The organism is Clostridium sp. C1, from assembly GCF_018223625.1.
GTDB lineage: Bacteria > Bacillota_I > Bacilli_A > Erysipelotrichales > Coprobacillaceae > Allocoprobacillus.
This window is the reverse complement of record NZ_CP073631.1, coordinates 511,462-527,961: the sequence shown is the minus strand read 5'-3', so window position 1 is coordinate 527,961 and position 16,500 is coordinate 511,462. Positions and strand designations below refer to the sequence as shown.

Below are 16,500 nucleotides of genomic sequence, written 5' to 3'. Positions count from 1 at the left end.
CCTTTCTATTGCTTAATTCTGCCAGCTCCTATCAAATGCTGTTGCCAGTAGGAGCTTGTAAGGTCGGCATAGCCTATCGGGTCGCCAGCGTGGTACATCTGGTTATTTCCCACATAGATACCGACGTGAGTTACATACGTTCCCGCATTGTAGGTACTGTGGAAGAACACCAAATCACCAGCCTGTGCCTGCGAAAGCGGGATATGCTGGGTAGCGTCATACTGTGCCTGTGCGGTTCTCGGCAGACTGATACCAGCCTTGCCATAGCACCATTGAACCAGCCCCGAACAATCAAAAGAAGTGTTAGGATTGCTCCCGCCGTACACATAGTCCCAGCCTTGATATTTCAGAGCTTCATTCATTATCTTTTGTGCCAGCTCACCCGATACTTGACTGACCGTGAGATACTGGCTGACAAGCTCCACATAGAACATATTCCCGTACCCGTAACGCCAGCCACCGTTGCGTGCGACAGCGATAGGGTTCGTGTAGGTGACTTTTGTTCCACCCGACTTGTCACGGGCGAAATTCTCTGCCAGCGTGAAGCTGTGCTTTTTTCCATTGGAAGCTACATAGCCGATATAGCCACCGCCATAGTTATAGGACTGCACCACGACGTTTATATCCTCTATGCCTTGATTTTCTGCTGAAGAAAGCAGGGACGCAAAATACTTGCACCCCTGCTTGATTGAGCTTTCTGTATCAAGGGAATTAGGCGGTAAGCCCATGCTCTCGGAACTCTGCATAACGTCCTCGGCTGTCCCGCCACTTTCCACCTGTATGATTGCCAGCAGATAGGGGACGTACTCGGATATGCCGTACTCTTTAGCGTATTTCTCCACCATAGGCTGATGTTTCAAGACCTCTGCGGACAGGTTCATGCCCGTTACCCATGAGGAAGAGCCACCGCCCCCGTCGTCGTCCTCGGCACTGATAAGGACACCAAAGAAAAGCACTATTGCAATGAGAAATGGAAACAGACTGCCGATAATGGCGATATGTCTCAGCTTCATTTCTTACGTCCTTTCTTTTCCGTGGTGTTTATGGTCGATTTCTTGATATTTCGTTCTTTTCTGGTGGTCTGTCGGTTCAGCTCCACACCGTTAAGCCTTGTCCCGTGTTTCTGTGGTACAGGTTCATCAGATTTTGAAGCCAGCGGACGTTCCTTGACAGATTGTGGAGTAGTTGGCTCGATATGTACCTTGTCGGTAGTGACAGGACGCTTGATTTCCTGCATTTTTCCTGTGTCTGTCTTAGAAGCGGTGACAGGTCTTTCATGGGGACGGGTAGCTCCTGTTGTCGCTGATCCGTCCGTCGTTCTTCCAGCCTGCCTTTCTTCCTGTGCCTTTTGAAGCTCCATACGCTTGTCAGCGATATTCTGTCTATGTTGTTGAAGCTTGTCGGCACGTTCGCTCTGTCTGGTTTCCTGCCCCTGCACAATGCCACGCTTGAAGTCGGACACATTTGCTTTTGCCTTTTCCTTTGCGGAGTGTACGGCATAGGCGGTCTGGGTCGGCATATCCTTGATATTCTCCTTGACAGCCGTTGCCTTGTCCTTGACCTTATTTTTTGTATCAAGCACCGCACCCACGGCAGAACCAGCTCGGCTTCCAAAAGAAGCATTTTCTCGGCGTTCTTTTCTGCCCATACCAGCTCTGACAGATTTTCCAGAACCGTCATTCATGGCTGTTCCGGCTACTGTACCAGCCATCGCACCAGCGACACTTCCAGCACCGACAGCCCTTGCAATACGGTGTTCCATACGCCTAGCCCTGTGACGCATGAACAGATACGGGCGACGGAATATCCTGCGTCCCATGCTCTGGCTGTCCCCAGCGTTAAGAGAGAACATACTCATAAGGTCGCCCAGCTTCATGTAGATACCCGCAAAGCACACTATCTGCAAGAACGCTATCATAAAGAACGGGTAATCGGTGGATATGTTATAAAACATACTGGAAATACTGAAAGCCACCGTGACAATGAGCGTTATTCCCGCCCTTGTCATAATCGTATTGAACACCCGCACGATTGCCTGTTTCGCCATGTTCTCATAGCTCGGTATCATGGAGAGCAGGAAGCTAATCGGCAGGAACATGGCAAAGATGATAAAAAGTATCTGGGAGAATATCATCATGCCTGTAAGCAGGAAAACAAATATCGTTATCCCCAGATTGAAGATAAGCAGGAAGAACACCATTCCCAGACGGTTGATGACCTGCGGTATCGTCAGATTGTCGTTATCGTTATCCTCGATTTCTGTTTTTACCACGTCCTCACGGGTCGCCCCGTCGTCGGCAGAGGGACTAGCCGATACCAGAGCTTCCACACGGTCAGCCCCGATTTCTTCTATATCGCTGTTTCCAAACTGCAAAAGTAGCCACGGCTGTTGTACCTGTATGGAAAACAGGCTGTCCCTTATCAAGTCCACGCTGTCTTTTCCAGCACTGTCGCTGTCGGGGAGCATTATCTTTGTCCCCAAATCCAGCGAAGCCGTGGAAATGTCCGAAGAAAAGTCATTGATTTTCTTGATATAGTCGGGAGCGTAGGCGATAAAGGAAGCGGACAGCACGAACACCACTATGAAGTTGATAACGGCGTGTAATGCCTTGCTGGTTTCTCGCTTGATAAGCCCTGTGTAGGCTACATACATACCCACGATAAGGATAATGAGGAGCAGGAAGCCTACATAAAAGCCCGTACTTCCAAAGCCGTTTTCCGTCACGCCCGCTAGGGTCTGTATGCTCTTGCCGATACTGTCTGCCATGTCATTGATGAAGTCCAGCTTATACGCCTGTTGGACAACGTACCCTGTGGCGTTGCTTAGATACAGGCTGATAGTCCAGATAAAGTTGGTGATACAGTAAAGCCCATATTGTACGGATTTACCGATACCGTCCAGCCAGTTCCACGGAAGCCAGCCCCAGCTATTGTCCACATAGAAGTCAAGCTGGTAGTTTTCCAGCGGGTACTGTGAATACAGGTTGTCCGCATTGACCGTATCATCAACAAGCCCCGTTGCGTGAGCCACCGTCCCGAACAGGGAGAGGAACACAATAGAGGTAAAAATGACTATCAGAGCAATCTTGAAAAAACGAAAGAGCTTCTTTCTTGTCAGAAGCCCCTTTATCTTATCTTTCATCACTCCACCTCGCTTTTCACGGGCGGTCTGGTATCAAAGGCGTGCAGTAATTCTTCAAAGACAGGGTGTATCTGCACCACGCCCACACGCCCGTACAAATCTTGAAGCAGGCATTGTCCGTTCTCCAAGTCACGAAGCCTTTTCTGGTTGTTCTCGTCGTCCTTGTCGATACCGAAAAATTCAAGGGTCTGCTTTATCTCGTTAATGTCGGTACTTATAAAGGCAAACTTCAAGCCGATATTGTTCTTTAGGCTTTCTTTGGACACGTCCCCAGAGCTTTGCGTGACGAAGTACACGCCTGCCTGCATAGCTCGCCCTGCACGCACCAGCTTATTAGAGAGGGTTTCTCCCTGTGCCACATTGAGGAACGCCCACGCTTCATCAAGGTCAACGATTTTAAAAATGCTTCTGTCGCTGTGGATAAAGTCAAGGGCAAAGGTACTAATGACAATCAGCATAGCCACGGACAGCAGTTCTATGGTTGTGTATTCCTCAAAGGTCGTGTCCTTATCTGGTAAAACAAGGTCGGCAACCTGTATGATATTGAGCTGGTTGTCCAAGCTGATAGCGTTAGACACCGAACCGTCCGAGAACAGCAAGTGTGCAAAGTCATAGTCCGTAAAGCTGTCGATATGGTCGGCAATGTTGCGGGCTATCGCCGTGTCCTCTCTGCGTAGCTCGTCTATCACATGGAGCAGTCCTCGCTGATCGCTCTGGGTCACGGCTCGCACCGCTTTTCTAAGGACAGGAAATTTCTCACCGTCCCTAGAGGAAATCCCCGTAAGGAATGTGAGAATGTCTATCGCCAGACTTTCAGCGTCTTTTACATTCTTCATAATCACGAACGGGTCAAGAAGCCCAGCATTTTCTTTATCGCTGGTAAGATTGACGATATTGATTTCATGGGCTATCTCTGGGAGCGTTTCTTTCCAGTTGCCACGCTCGCTCTTAGGGTCAAGTATGACCGCCTGCCCGCCAAAGAGGACGGAATAATAGACGATAAGGTTATTACAGAATGATTTTCCACCGCCTAGCGAACCGACAAAAGCAGAAGCCAGAGCGTTTGTGACCGTACCTTTCACGCCTTGACTGGCAAGAGAGGGTTGCAGATATACATTTCTTCCTGTATCTACGGAATAGCCGATATAGATACCTGTATTCTCGCCAAGCTGTTGTGTCGCCCCGAAGCCAAGCCCCGCTAAGAAGTCCGATTTCACATACTGCACATAGTCATTGATATAACGCTTGCTGGCGGGGAGAAATTCAGAGTGAAGTCCCAGCATATCCCCAGCGGGTCGGACTAATTTTACATTGAGGTCGTCGTAAAAATCCTTGACCTCATCACAGCGTCGTTTCAGCTCATCAAGGTCGGGAGCCGATACCCTTATCACATAGGAGAGCTTATACATACTTTCCTTGCTCTGGTCTAAGTCGGTTTCCAGCTCGTCCACGCTGTCCAGTGCGTCCACCACATTTGAGCTTGTTTCGCTTCCAGACTGATAGGCGTGATTGTCCAAGTCTTTCAGTTCTTTCTTTTTATTTCTCACCGTGGAAAGTGCCTTACGGTTGCCGACGATTTCCACATTCATACTTGTGTCCACAGGGAACGTGAACTGCTGTTGCTGGAAGTAGAATATCTCACTGGACGGGAAATCCAGCTCGCCCACAATCGCATTGACGGTAAAGTAGGACACGAAGCTCTCGCTGTCCTCATGTTCCAGACGCAAGTATCGCTGGCTTTCCTCTATCAGACAGCGGGTCGGACGGATAAGGTCGTACTGCTTGATAAGCGTTGCCTTTTTCAGCTTCTTCTTTGGAAGCGAATACTCGTAGTCCTCATACGCCACGCCGTCCCTGCCGTAGATATGCTCGATAAGATACCCGAAGTCGTTCTTGTCCAAGCGTCGAAACTTGAAACGGCGGGAGATTTTATTTTCCAGCAGTTTTTCCATTTTCATGTAGCGGTTGATTTCATCATCTGGCATGGAGATAAAGTCATTCATCAGCGTATGGTTGACCTCGTTCAAAAACTCTTTGAACGTCATAAACGCTGATTTCTTCATACTCTCCAGACTGACCTTTTCCTCTGTCACAATGAGCTTGAAGCCGATAAAAAAGCGGTAGTCCACTTGATTATCGCCAATCATGGAAACAAGGGCTTCCGTCTGTTCGTCAATCTTCTGTATCGCCACATCACGAAGTCGCCCTGTTACCAGCTTTTTTGACTGCTCCTGTATGCTTCTTACGGAGCTTTCCGTCGCTATCTGCAAGGCGTGTATCTTTCCCTCACGGGACTGTGCGATAAGCTGACGGAAGCTGTCATGGACGATAAATTTCTGTTCAGCCGATAGAAAGCTGTAATTGTACGGTATCAGCTCATAATAGGCAAATACCTCATTGTCCTTGTTCCAGACAAGGTTGTTGTCGATATACTTAATCGGGAACATACATCACACTCCTAACCGCCGTGACAGGTTCGCTGAACACTCCCTTTTCCAGCTTCACGGCTTTTCCTGCATAGGTCACTTTTGGTCGGACGGCATAGGTCAGCATAGACTTTAAAAAGCTGTAAGGCTTCTTGCCGTCAAAGGTCTTTTGGCTCATGAACCATGTGAGGGCAACGGGAATACCGAAGTATTTTAAAAATGCCCCCTCGATAAGCGATAACGGCGGTAAGTCCCCTAAGAGAATGACGGCAAACTCCGTAATGACAAACCACGTTATCTGGGTAAAGGTAACGGGAAACGGGAGAGTAAAGTCATTGATTGCGTATAAGACTTTCTCCACGTTCCAGATACCCGTGTAGCTCTTAATCTTCTTCAATTCGTTTCAGCTCCTTTCGTTGTAATGGAAAAGGACAGCCATTTTCAGACTGTCCTTGATAGAAAAAGCTGTCAGTAGCGACCTTGCCTGTCGCTGATCTGCCAGCTCTAATATGGTATCTCGCATATCCCACGGCTTGTTTCAATGAACGTCCCTTCTATGGACAAGTCCCTGCCGTATGCTTCATAGTCGATATAGTTCTGCAACGGTAGCGGTATCTGTCCCAATACCTGCAACTCGTCAATGAAGTAATAGGCAACGTCGGTCATATCCTCACAATTAGGATAATAATAAATCTCGTCCTTATGCTCGTAGACTTCTTCCAGACTTCCATAGTAGGAAACAAACTCGTCCAGAGCGTCCGTGATATAGTCGGGAAGCTCACAAATCATGTCGTACATTTCATTGAGTTCTTCAATGGAGATATACTCCCCGATTTCAATAGGGAAGTTGTCGGTATCATGGACAGCGTATTCCTCATAATAGCTGTTCAGCCCGATACGCTCCGCAACATCTTCCTCGTCGATTATAAAAGTCAAGATAATTTGACCAATTTGTTGCAATTAAGTGTTCTCAGTTTTTTTAGGATTTAATTTATCTTTGATTCGATAAGATGGACCTGTGATATTAAATAAATATGAATAATGAAGAATCCTGTCTAATATGGCTTTAGTTATCATTTCATCATTTCCTAATATCTGTGACCATTTATCAAATGAAATATTGCTTGTAAAAATAGTAGATCGTTTAGTATATCTTAAATCAATCAATTGAAAAAATAATTTAGCTTCCAGTGGTGTTATTTCATTAAATCCAACTTCATCAATGACTAGCAGCTTATACTTATAAAAGAGTCTTAGTTTTCTTTCTAATGTCCCCTCATTATATGCCTGTCTTAGTATATTGATTAATTTATTAAATTTAATAAAATATACACTATTTCTTCTTATAGCTACTGTATATGCAATTGCTATTGCCAAATGTGTTTTTCCAGTACCAGGGTTACCTACAAATACGATATTTGTAGCATTTTCATAAAAATCCGATTCAATAATAGATCTTATTTTTTCTTCTTTTATACCTGGCTGAAAATTAAAATCATAATCATCAACTTTTCTTAGAAAAGGAAATGCTGCTACTTTTACATTATAAAGTCTGTTATTCTCCTCTTTAGCTATCACTTCCTTATTCAGTATCTTATGCATTACATGCAGTTCTTCTTCAGCTATTTCATTATTCATTACTAATGAATTTAAATATGAATATGCTGATTTCAGTTTTAAATAATTCAATTGTTCCAGTACATCATTAGTCATTGTCATAAATTATATTCTCCAGTTCTTTTAATATTATTTGATTGCTTTCTTTAACTGCCTGCTTATCTGTTTTCTTATAATAAAGTTCATGTTCTTCTTTTATATTAAATTTATTATTAGTAATAGGATGTTTTTCAATAATTTTTCCGTTATAATATATAAGAAGTTCTTTGTTTTGGACCACTAGTCCGACACGTTTTCCAATATATTCTTGTGGTAGGGAATATTTATTGTATTTATACTGGAATAGTGATTCATTTGTAACATAGACTTCATTTAATTTAAGGTGATACCTGCTTCTGATTTCTTTGCTGGGTAACGGAAGCAGATCACCTTTTTCTTTTCTAAAAGAAAATTTCTAGGAAGCCTTGTTGCCTGTGAGGAACGTTCATTATCCTCGTTATTGATTATTTCCAGTTTGTCATGTATATCAGATAATCCGCTATAATAACCGTTATAATTTTTAAGCTGATCCACTATTTTATTTTGTGTCTCAGTTTTTCCTTTGGTTTGAGGTCTATATGGCATACATGGCATAGGTGTTATTCCATAATCTTTACAGAATTCTTCAAATTTACTGTTTAATAAAGCTTTATCATCAGCTGATTTACGAGGCTTTTCTACAAATGCTTTAAGATTGTCAATGACCAGTTCTTTAGGAACACCACCGATTTCTTCAAATGCCTGGGCTAAAAATATTAACAGGTTATCAGTTGTAGGTTTTAATATTACCTGCCTGTAATTATATCTTGACCATGATAAAGTCAGAGTAGGAATATATACTACTGTCTGCGTGCCATTTTTATCTGTAAGTTTAACTTTTTCTTTCATATCGAACTGAGCCTGTTGACCAGGATTGGTTTCAAAACGTTCGATAAAAGAATCGGTTCTGTTATTTTTAAATTTACTATTGAGCTCTTCGTTATCCTTAATGTATCTGAAAATGTCGAACGTGTACAGGTGATACCATGTTCACGTTTCATAAAATAATAAATATGATCGATATAATCAAAATTTCTCTGTTCATCACACAAATATTTGTATATAAGATCTTTATAATCATCTAAATATCTTTTTCTGTTTCTTGTTTTTTTAGGTGCGATACCGTTTAGCCTTCTGCTTAGTGTTTTTCGGCTACAGTTTAATTCTCTTGCAAGTTTAGAAACATTCAATTTAATTTCTCCTTCCTTATAGGCTCTGCTTAACATTAAAGCCTGATCCAAATTATTTATTTTAATGACTGCTGTATTCAATATAATTCACTCCTTTACAGGAAAGAATTATATCAAAAAAGATTACCCTGATTAATGCAAAGTGTAACCACTTATCTGCAACAATTTGGGTAATCTTATTTTAACTTTTATATCGATAGGGAAAGAGAACCAGTCCCCGACAAGTTCGCCCTCGTTGTACTTGCCAAGATTAGCGATATACACCCTCATGTCGTCAACCACAGGCACACACCTCTTTTCTACGGAAGTTCATAGATACCGTGGTCGGTTTCCACAAAGCGTCCGTTGTCGTCAAGATACTGCCCGTAGGCTTCATAATCGAAATAGCGGGTGACACTCTCACTTAGGGAAGTAAAGTCTGGGTCATTATTCAGTATGTGGCGGGCAACGTCCGTCATGTTCTTACACCATGAATAGTGGATAATATCGTTTCTGTATCGGTGCAGTTCGTCAAGGTCGGTGAAATAACACATCAGCTCCCCGTAGTCCTCTTTCAAGTCAGAGGGCAGATTTTCGTAAGTAGCGTACAGGTCATTGAGCTTTTCCACAGTGGTATCTTCCTGTACTTCATCAGCAAAGGGAAGCTCCTTTCCCGTGATATAGTAATAGTCCGTATCTACATCAATCCCCAGCAGTTCTTCCACCTGTTCCGTGTCGATAGGCAGGGTGAACCAAAAGGCTCGTATCTCGCCGTCTGTCGGTTCTCTGGCTTCAATCTGCACACGCATTTCTTCCATGTTTCATCACGTCCTTTCTTTGTAACGCTTCCTGTATGACGGCGTAAGGCACACCGAATACATAGCGTGAAAAATCTTCCAACTGTTTCTTAGGGTAGTCGGACAGGCAAAGGCGTTTCATCTCAAACCAGACCGCACGCTTGTAGTAGGGCAGGTCGGAGAGATACGGACAGCCGATTTTTGCCTGCATATCTGTAAAAATGTCTTTTTGTACCATTCCGTCACCCCCTTTCATTCCCCCTATGCCCGAACTCCCATAGGGGGACAGGTAAGTTTGCGTGACCGCAAACTGCTGATTGTTACGCCCCAATGATACGGTTGAACAGCTCTAACAGCACGTCCTTGACACCGCCGGCATTGAATACCAGCCCGACAGCGATTAAAGCAATCACAAGGAAGCCGATTAACTTAGAAAACTCTCTCTTAAATCCTAAGTAGATACCGATTACCACGATTGCCATAAGCACTAAGCTCTGGGCGTTGCTTAAAAACCAGTTGTATAAGTTCTGTCCGAAATTCATTCTTTATCAATCCTTTCTTTTTTGATTTCTTCCATTTGCTCGTCAGCCATTTTGCTGACCTGTGCGATACACATAAGGACGACACCGATACCCATTCCCAGCGATACCAGCACCAAGTCCTTGACAAGTTCTGCCATAATCAAAATTCTCCTTTATTCTGTGATAAGTTCCTCTGTGTCCGCTGTCTGCTGTTTGATTATCTGCAAGTGCTTTTCTGTCAGCTTTGCGTTGTCCTCAATCTCTTTCAGATAACTTGTGCTGTTGCCAGCGTCTATCTTTTTCAGCATTTTCAGCGTAGGGGCGACCTGTCGGCTTATCCAGCCCAGCGTCCTTTCCAATGTGTAAGGCTCTGGGTCAGTTGTCAGCTTGATAGGGGGACGGTCTTTCCCGATAAACCACGCCCAGCGGTCATTGAGCTTCCAGTCTGTCTTTCGCTTCTCCGGCTCTCTGTCCACGAAGCGGATATAGTGATTGATGATAGAAAATGCCGTCTGTTCTGCGTCATAATGGGTCAGCAGTTCACGGACGGCATAATAAGCTCTTTCATCTTTCAGTCGTATCTCGAAGCGGTTCTTTATGGGTGCTTCCTCAATCGGCACGCCCAGCTTTGCGTACTGTTCGTAGTTCTTCTCATAACAGCAGAAGTACACCTCGCTTTTCAGTGAACCGATATACAGCGTGTGTCCCATGCCCGCCTTGTTCTGCTCGTTGTGCTTCACCAGCTCGCCGGAAGCATAGGACTTGAAAGAACAGAACAGAGAAACACATTCCTCACGGTTGCATTTGGCGGTCAGATCTGGAATATCCAGTATGCCCGCCCTGTCGTTAATGGCAAGGTCAAGGCGTTTCATCACACCGCCCTCAACCAGAGCGTCCATGAGGAAGTCATACCAGCTTCGCTCCTGTGCCAGCAGATAGCTTTCAAACTGGCGACAGCCTTTTCCTTTCAGCTCCAGAAGCGTGCCTTTTTCTTCGTCCTGCGAAGTGTAGACGAACACATCACCCAGATAGTAATGCTCGGTGTATTTGTAGTGTCCGTAGTCCTCATGAAGCATATAGTCAATGTTGAGCTTCAGAATATCCTTGATAACGTGCTGTATATCCAGCGTGGGGAAACGGATACGCACATAGTCGAACAGCAGGAACATGGGAGCGTCGGGATTGAATTTCTCGACAGCTTCCATGAGCTTGTCCTGCATATCATCTGTGAGCGTTACCTTGCCCGCTTCGATACGGTTTAGGTGTTCACGACTGATACCAGCCATGATTGCAAGCCTTGTCTGGGACACGCCGTAAGATTGACGTTTCTCTTTCAAGGCGGTTATAAAGGTGCTTTCATTCAGCCTGCATACCTCCAATCGTAAAAGTGTGATATTTTCCGCAGATTGTCACAGTCAGCTATGAGCAAGAGAAAACCCTTTTATCAAGCGGGATTTCCAGACTTTTTGACCGTAGTTTCCAGCGGAATTGTGCCCCTCTGTTAGATACCGAGGGGCTTCTTTCGTGGAGCAGGGCAAGCCCTGCTCCACAGGACGGCTTACACGGTCTGGGTCGCTTCGCTGACCGTTCCAGCCGTCAGTGGTTCAGCCTATCCTTATCATGCCCGTATAAACTACGATACAGTCGGTATCTCTTGAAAGGCATTTTCTGGCTATATAAATGTCAATATAATTTTGTACAAAAATGATCATTTATGATGTACAATTATGTTCCTGTTCAATATAACTAGGAATACTTCTTAATATTAGGATTCCTCTTCGTTTGGCTTCATATGATCTTTTAACCGATAGGATTTACCCGTTATAGTTACCACATGCGCGTGATGAAGGACTCTATCTAAAATGGCATTTGCCATTACCGCATCACAGAAAACTTCATCCCACTCACTAAAATTGATATTTGTAGTTAATATCGTGCTTCTTTTTTCATAACGTCTATCTATCAGTTGAAAGAATAATTTCGCATCATCTTTATTAATTGGAAGATAGCCAAGTTCATCTATGATCAATACTTTATATTTGGTAAAATGGCGAAGTCGATCTTCCAATCTGTTCTCATTATTTGCTTTCTTCAATTGTTGAATAAGGTCATGACATTTGATGAAATATGTACTATTTCTACGCTTTGCTGCGGCGATGCCTATACTTACAGCCAAGTGTGTTTTACCTACACCACTATTACCTAGAAATACGATATTTTCACAATTCTCAATGAATCTGAGTGTCTCAAAATCCAATATCTGTTGTTTATTAATTGATGATTGAAAATCAAAATCAAAATCCCTTAATTCTTTATGGTGAGGAAAAGCTCCTACTTTAACCATTGATTTGATCGTATTCTTTTCTCTATGATCGATTTCTATTTGGGTCAATTTAATCAATCCTTCAGTAAGGGATAGATTGTTCTTAGTTATGTAATCCAATATCTCATCTAAATTTTCATTCATTTGACTTAGTTTCAAATAATTCAGGTTATTTCTTAATTGCATATATGTACTACTCATTGTATATTTCTCCTATCAAATTTAAATTTTCCTTAGCTAGTTGTTTAATTTCATCCGAACTATCTTTAAAACTTACTTCGTATATTTTTTGATAATGCTCTTCATGATAATTGTATTTTGACTGAGATATTTGATGAATTGTTATGAGTTTTGTGTTAAAATGCACATGTATATAATCATCAAATATTTGTAGTTTCACTGTTTTACCAATATATTCTGGTGGTGCGGAATATTTATTTCCTTTATAGGAAAATAAGCTTTGTGAATCTACTTTTACTGGTTTAATGGTGATTTTATATTGATTTCTTATCTTTTCTTGTGGTAAGGGGGATAAGAAATCTTTTTCTTTTTGAATATGAAGCTTCGGAATTTTTCCTATTTCACTGTGCACCTGGCAATTATGCCTTTCATTAATTTCCGTTACTTTTTCATTCAGTTGTGCATAGTTTAATTTTCCATTATAGGCATATAGTTCATCCCATAATTTCATTGGTGCTTCAACTTTTCCTTTACTCCATGGTTTTCCGGCAATACATGGTTTCACTACAAAGCCATAATCATTTGCAAATTGTTGAAACTTCGCATTGACCTTTCCACTCGAATATTCTGTTCTTGCCTCATCCATAACCGTTTTCATATTATCGGTTTTTAAAATGTCAGGCACACCACCTGCTGCTTCAAATGCCTGATCAAGATAATGGAATAGAGCACCTTGCTTTTTGTAAGCGAAATAAAATTAACTTTATATCTTGAATAGGAATAAACAAGTGCAAAGATATTTAATTCAATAACTTCACCTGTATTTAAGGTATAATGCATATTTTCCTTCCAGTCTAATTGTGCTTCAACTCCCATACCCGTCTCTCTTTTGATTGACTGATGATTTGTAGTACTGTTTCTAACTTTACCATTCACTGTCCTGTTTGTTCTGCCATTAAAGTATTTATCGAATTCCTCATGTTGACTGATCCACTTTCTAAAATGTGAAGCTGAGCATTCTAATCCATGATTATCTTTTAGATACTGCCATAAAACTCTTTTATAAAAGAAAACTTGAGTATTTTGATTGATCAGTAAGTCATATATTATTTGATAAAATTTATCTAACTTACTTTTTCTTTCTCTTTTCTTTGGCTTAGTATAACCATTCATATATTTATCTATCAATCTTCTATCGACACCAAGCTCTCTGGCAATCTGTGATTTATTTATTTTCAATTTTAACTCCTCTACTAATACTTTCAATTTTGGTAAATCAAGCAAGCAATTAATCTCAATACTTGAATTGACTGTTAAATTCATAATCATAATATAACCTCCAATAAAAACTGAATTATTATATTATGTTGAATTGATTTTGTACATTTTTATATGATCATTTTTGTACATATTAATAGTAGCATTTATAGGCTATATCCTTGTCAATTTCGTATTCACGGCATACCTGTCTGAAATGCTCCCTGTCCATGACAAGAAACGTATAGCGGAAAAGACAGCCCAGCAGGTTTGCCATAGGTGCGGGAAGCTCCACGGAAAACAGCAACGGCATTTCCAGATAATCTTCTGCCAAATCTTCCAGCAAATCCGACATTCTTTTGTGAAAGAGTGTTTCTGGATAGTCGTCGTCCTGTTTATATTCACTGTCTGCCGTAAAAGCCAAATCGGAAAGGAATTTTCCATACCCCAATCCGATACAGGTAAGTACACTGTCGGTACATTCTGGTTCATAATGGATTTCCAAATATCCCATAATCATTCAATCTCCTTTTGTTTCTCTGGTACGGCTTGCCTTGCCAGTGCAAGAGAGCCGATAGTCTGTAAAAAATCATGCCCCTTTGGAACAAGGGGAGTGTAAAACTCCGATATGACGCTCGTACCCACGTCACAATAGCCACGCCCTTTGATACGCTTCTGGAAAAACTGCTTCTTTACGTCGCTTCCAAAGAGCATACCGTAGCCTAGTTCGCTGATACGTCCCAAGCCCACACGGAAGTTGAAGTTATCTCTGATACCGTCGCTGAAATACTTTGCGTCGGGACGCTGGCAGGCAACTATAAGAAAATAGCCCGCCTGTCTGCCAAGCATGACGATTTTCTTTAGCTGGCTAAGTAAGCTCATGCTTTCCTTTGTCCCTAGCATTTCCAAGAACGCCACATACTCGTCAAAGATAAGGAAGCAGGGCGGTAAGCCCAGATAGGCATAGTTCTCGCCCGTCTTGTAGTCTGGGTGGAGCTTCATTTCTTCGCTTCTTGCCACCATGCCCTCATAGAACGCATTGACACATTCAATCATATCTTCTTTGGTGTGGTACACGTTATCCATGACCATACCCAAGTCCGCAAGGTCAGCGTTCTTAGGGTCTAAGATGTAAAGCTGGGCGTTGGTCTGCAAGAGGGCTTCAATGATTGTCAGCAGAAAGTAAGTCTTTCCACCGCCAGTCCCGCCACAGATAAGGGCGTGAGGGAGTGCGTCGTATTCCCATGTAAGGTTCTTCATCAGACGCAAGCCCCCGTTTTCAGCCTTTACCCCGTCAATCGTGATACGGTTCGCTATCATGTCATAAAGCAGGGTGTACTCGATATAGCCGTCATGGAGCGTCTTGTCGGTCAGCTCGCAGTAAAGCCCGCTTTCCAGCTTATCTTCCAGTCTAAGGAGCTGGTCTTGATACTTTCCCAAAGAGATTTCACAGCGGATATGAAGCAAGCCCGTGTCCATTTGATAATAGATTTTAGGAAACCAGACGATTTTTTCCCTTGATCTGCTCTGCAGGTCAGTGAAAAAACCGCTGTCCTGTACGGTCTGTGCTTCATACCACTTATTGTCCAGTATCATGCGTGCCAGCTTTTGACGGTGCAATAGCTTCTTGAAGCTGTCATGGAAGAAGCGGTAATAAAGAAAAACGACCAATGCACAAACACCAGTCGCTATCCCTATGGTTATGAAGTTGTATGTGGAAAGCGTCACACCATTATCAAGCAGGGTGAAATGCTCCCAGTCGGTACGCATGAGCTGTCCCATGTTCAGTAGCAGGAGAATCGCCACGAACAGGAGCAGGAGCGTACCTGCACAGAAGCGGTACACAAGGTTCTTGTCGCTGGCTCTGATACGCTTTCCTCTATTTTTAAAAATATTCCTCACCTCTATTCTTCTAAAAATATTTAATAGCCTTAATAATCTTAATTTGATATAATCTAAGCATATCTATAATTAGGAGTGAGACAATGAAATTTGACGTTAACCTTGCAGATTTTTTTAAATTACCAACAAAAATAATGTTTGCAATCGCACTTGCTTCTGGCATGATTTTATTTCTACCAGATAATATAGTCTCTAAAATGTACATGGTTGATTTTAGAAATAATTATGGCTTTGCAATAGGATTGTTATTTTTAATCTCTTTTTCAATTCTTGTAGTTACACTCCTAGTCGGTTGCTATAACTATTTTCATAATAAGTATTCTTTAAAGAAATTCAAAGCAACCGCAAAAGAAAGACTGCAAAAATTAGATGATTATCAAAAAGCTATTGTTTACGGTTTATATATAGAAGATAGCCATACTGATGAATTGCCACTACACGACGGAGCTGTACACTGGCTTGAGCAAAACCTTATCATTACTAAAACTACAAACCAATACGCTGTATCAGATTTAAACAATGCTGTATTTCCGTTTATGTTACAGCCGTGGGCTGTGGAAGAACTTCAAAAAGATAGTGAATTACTCTCCAAATTCCATACAGCATATACCCAAATGGAAGCAAAATATAAAGCCCAGAGCCGTTTTAATGACCCTTATTCTGGCTACCGATACTAATTTACAAAGGATAGTGAATTGACTTCATTATCCTTTTTTTACTGAATGTTGATTTTGTGGATTGCTTGCAGGCTGACCGCCTTTATTTTTCAGCACAATGTCGTCTGCCTTGATGTACCATTCCACATCTGCCCCTCGGTAGTTGGCGTTTGCCACCGTATCGGCAACAGGATTGATAAGCTCCACCTCGGCATTGTACGGATAATCTTTGACAGGGATTTCCGCTGGGATAGATACCTGTATCGTGCGTTCCTGCTGACTGCACTTCAAGTCATAGGTTCTACGCTTGATTTCCTCGCTGGTTGTCCCGTCCTCATTTTCTACACGCACTTCATGTCTTAATGCGGAGAATTTCAGCACTCCAAACGTCTTTTCCTTATCTAACACAATTCCATTCGCTAATCTCATAAT

The 16,500-nt window shown here is 42.4% G+C and carries 19 protein-coding genes and 2 pseudogenes; 1 reads left to right on the top strand and 20 read right to left on the bottom strand.

From position 1 onward, the window contains the following. Positions 1-5: 5 nt before the first annotated feature. The 19 genes and pseudogenes from KEC48_RS02705 to KEC48_RS02615 form a co-directional block, all read right to left on the bottom strand. Positions 6-1,013, bottom strand: a complete 1,008-nt coding sequence (locus tag KEC48_RS02705) for a bifunctional lysozyme/C40 family peptidase (protein ID WP_211964218.1) — start codon at positions 1,011-1,013, stop codon at positions 6-8. Next, complete coding sequence (locus tag KEC48_RS02700) at positions 1,010-3,142, bottom strand: CD3337/EF1877 family mobilome membrane protein (RefSeq protein ID WP_211964217.1); 2,133 nt, start codon at positions 3,140-3,142, stop codon at positions 1,010-1,012. Before KEC48_RS02700 ends, KEC48_RS02705 begins: the two co-directional genes overlap by 4 nt. After that, positions 3,142-5,589, bottom strand: coding sequence for an ATP-binding protein (locus KEC48_RS02695; RefSeq protein ID WP_211964216.1), 2,448 nt, complete (start codon positions 5,587-5,589; stop codon positions 3,142-3,144). The genes KEC48_RS02700 and KEC48_RS02695 overlap by 1 nt, the downstream gene beginning before the upstream one ends. Further along, positions 5,576-5,965: a conjugal transfer protein gene (locus tag KEC48_RS02690; RefSeq protein ID WP_211964215.1), complete on the bottom strand. Its 390-nt coding sequence runs from the start codon at positions 5,963-5,965 to the stop codon at positions 5,576-5,578. The genes KEC48_RS02695 and KEC48_RS02690 overlap by 14 nt, the downstream gene beginning before the upstream one ends. A 107-nt stretch (positions 5,966-6,072) precedes the next feature. Further along, entirely contained in the window at positions 6,073-6,528 is a 456-nt protein-coding gene (locus KEC48_RS02685; protein WP_211964213.1) for an antirestriction protein ArdA, read from the bottom strand. Next, on the bottom strand, positions 6,529-7,287 hold the full coding sequence (istB, locus tag KEC48_RS02680) for an IS21-like element helper ATPase IstB (RefSeq protein ID WP_211961934.1): 759 nt from the start codon (positions 7,285-7,287) through the stop codon (positions 6,529-6,531). Further along, positions 7,274-7,465, bottom strand: coding sequence for a hypothetical protein (locus tag KEC48_RS02675; RefSeq protein ID WP_211962971.1), 192 nt, complete (start codon positions 7,463-7,465; stop codon positions 7,274-7,276). The genes istB (KEC48_RS02680) and KEC48_RS02675 overlap by 14 nt, the downstream gene beginning before the upstream one ends. A gap of 92 nt (positions 7,466-7,557) precedes the next feature. Further along, positions 7,558-8,112 (bottom strand): DDE-type integrase/transposase/recombinase, encoded by a 555-nt coding sequence (locus KEC48_RS02670; RefSeq protein ID WP_211964084.1) that lies wholly within the window; start codon positions 8,110-8,112, stop codon positions 7,558-7,560. Beyond that, positions 8,109-8,534, bottom strand: coding sequence for a hypothetical protein (locus tag KEC48_RS02665; RefSeq protein WP_211961932.1), 426 nt, complete (start codon positions 8,532-8,534; stop codon positions 8,109-8,111). The genes KEC48_RS02670 and KEC48_RS02665 overlap by 4 nt, the downstream gene beginning before the upstream one ends. 90 nt (positions 8,535-8,624) lie before the next feature. Then, positions 8,625-8,723, bottom strand: a pseudogene (locus KEC48_RS02660) (antirestriction protein ArdA); the annotation flags it as partial. A 29-nt stretch (positions 8,724-8,752) separates the two neighbouring features. Continuing rightward, positions 8,753-9,250 (bottom strand): antirestriction protein ArdA, encoded by a 498-nt coding sequence (locus KEC48_RS02655; RefSeq protein ID WP_211964211.1) that lies wholly within the window; start codon positions 9,248-9,250, stop codon positions 8,753-8,755. Continuing rightward, on the bottom strand, positions 9,225-9,467 hold the full coding sequence (locus KEC48_RS02650; protein WP_211964209.1) for a hypothetical protein: 243 nt from the start codon (positions 9,465-9,467) through the stop codon (positions 9,225-9,227). Before KEC48_RS02650 ends, KEC48_RS02655 begins: the two co-directional genes overlap by 26 nt. Positions 9,468-9,549: 82 nt before the next feature. Then, the gene (locus tag KEC48_RS02645) at positions 9,550-9,771 is read right to left on the bottom strand and encodes a hypothetical protein (protein WP_010817890.1); all 222 of its coding nucleotides are present in this window, start codon (positions 9,769-9,771) and stop codon (positions 9,550-9,552) included. Next, positions 9,768-9,908 (bottom strand): DUF3789 domain-containing protein, encoded by a 141-nt coding sequence (locus KEC48_RS02640; protein WP_021374764.1) that lies wholly within the window; start codon positions 9,906-9,908, stop codon positions 9,768-9,770. Before KEC48_RS02640 ends, KEC48_RS02645 begins: the two co-directional genes overlap by 4 nt. Positions 9,909-9,923: 15 nt before the next feature. Beyond that, positions 9,924-11,129 (bottom strand): MobT family relaxase, encoded by a 1,206-nt coding sequence (gene mobT, locus KEC48_RS02635; protein ID WP_349291045.1) that lies wholly within the window; start codon positions 11,127-11,129, stop codon positions 9,924-9,926. A gap of 386 nt (positions 11,130-11,515) precedes the next feature. Next, complete coding sequence (gene istB, locus KEC48_RS02630; RefSeq protein ID WP_211962065.1) at positions 11,516-12,274, bottom strand: IS21-like element helper ATPase IstB; 759 nt, start codon at positions 12,272-12,274, stop codon at positions 11,516-11,518. After that, positions 12,271-13,582: pseudogene (gene istA / locus KEC48_RS02625) on the bottom strand (IS21 family transposase). The gene istB (KEC48_RS02630) and the pseudogene istA overlap by 4 nt, the downstream one beginning before the upstream one ends. Before the next feature lie 82 nt (positions 13,583-13,664). Next, positions 13,665-14,024 (bottom strand): hypothetical protein, encoded by a 360-nt coding sequence (locus KEC48_RS02620; protein WP_249191398.1) that lies wholly within the window; start codon positions 14,022-14,024, stop codon positions 13,665-13,667. A 2-nt stretch (positions 14,025-14,026) separates the two neighbouring features. Beyond that, a complete protein-coding gene (locus tag KEC48_RS02615) occupies positions 14,027-15,412 on the bottom strand; it encodes an FtsK/SpoIIIE domain-containing protein (protein ID WP_211964205.1) in 1,386 nt (461 codons plus the stop codon). An 83-nt stretch (positions 15,413-15,495) separates the two neighbouring features. Here KEC48_RS02615 and KEC48_RS02610 point away from each other — a divergent pair, with 83 nt between their 5' ends. After that, positions 15,496-16,089 (top strand): superinfection exclusion B family protein, encoded by a 594-nt coding sequence (locus KEC48_RS02610; RefSeq protein WP_211964198.1) that lies wholly within the window; start codon positions 15,496-15,498, stop codon positions 16,087-16,089. A gap of 27 nt (positions 16,090-16,116) precedes the next feature. Here KEC48_RS02610 and KEC48_RS02605 read toward each other — a convergent pair whose 3' ends face one another. Beyond that, positions 16,117-16,497 (bottom strand): YdcP family protein, encoded by a 381-nt coding sequence (locus KEC48_RS02605; RefSeq protein WP_211964195.1) that lies wholly within the window; start codon positions 16,495-16,497, stop codon positions 16,117-16,119. Between the last annotated feature and the right edge of the window lie 3 nt (positions 16,498-16,500).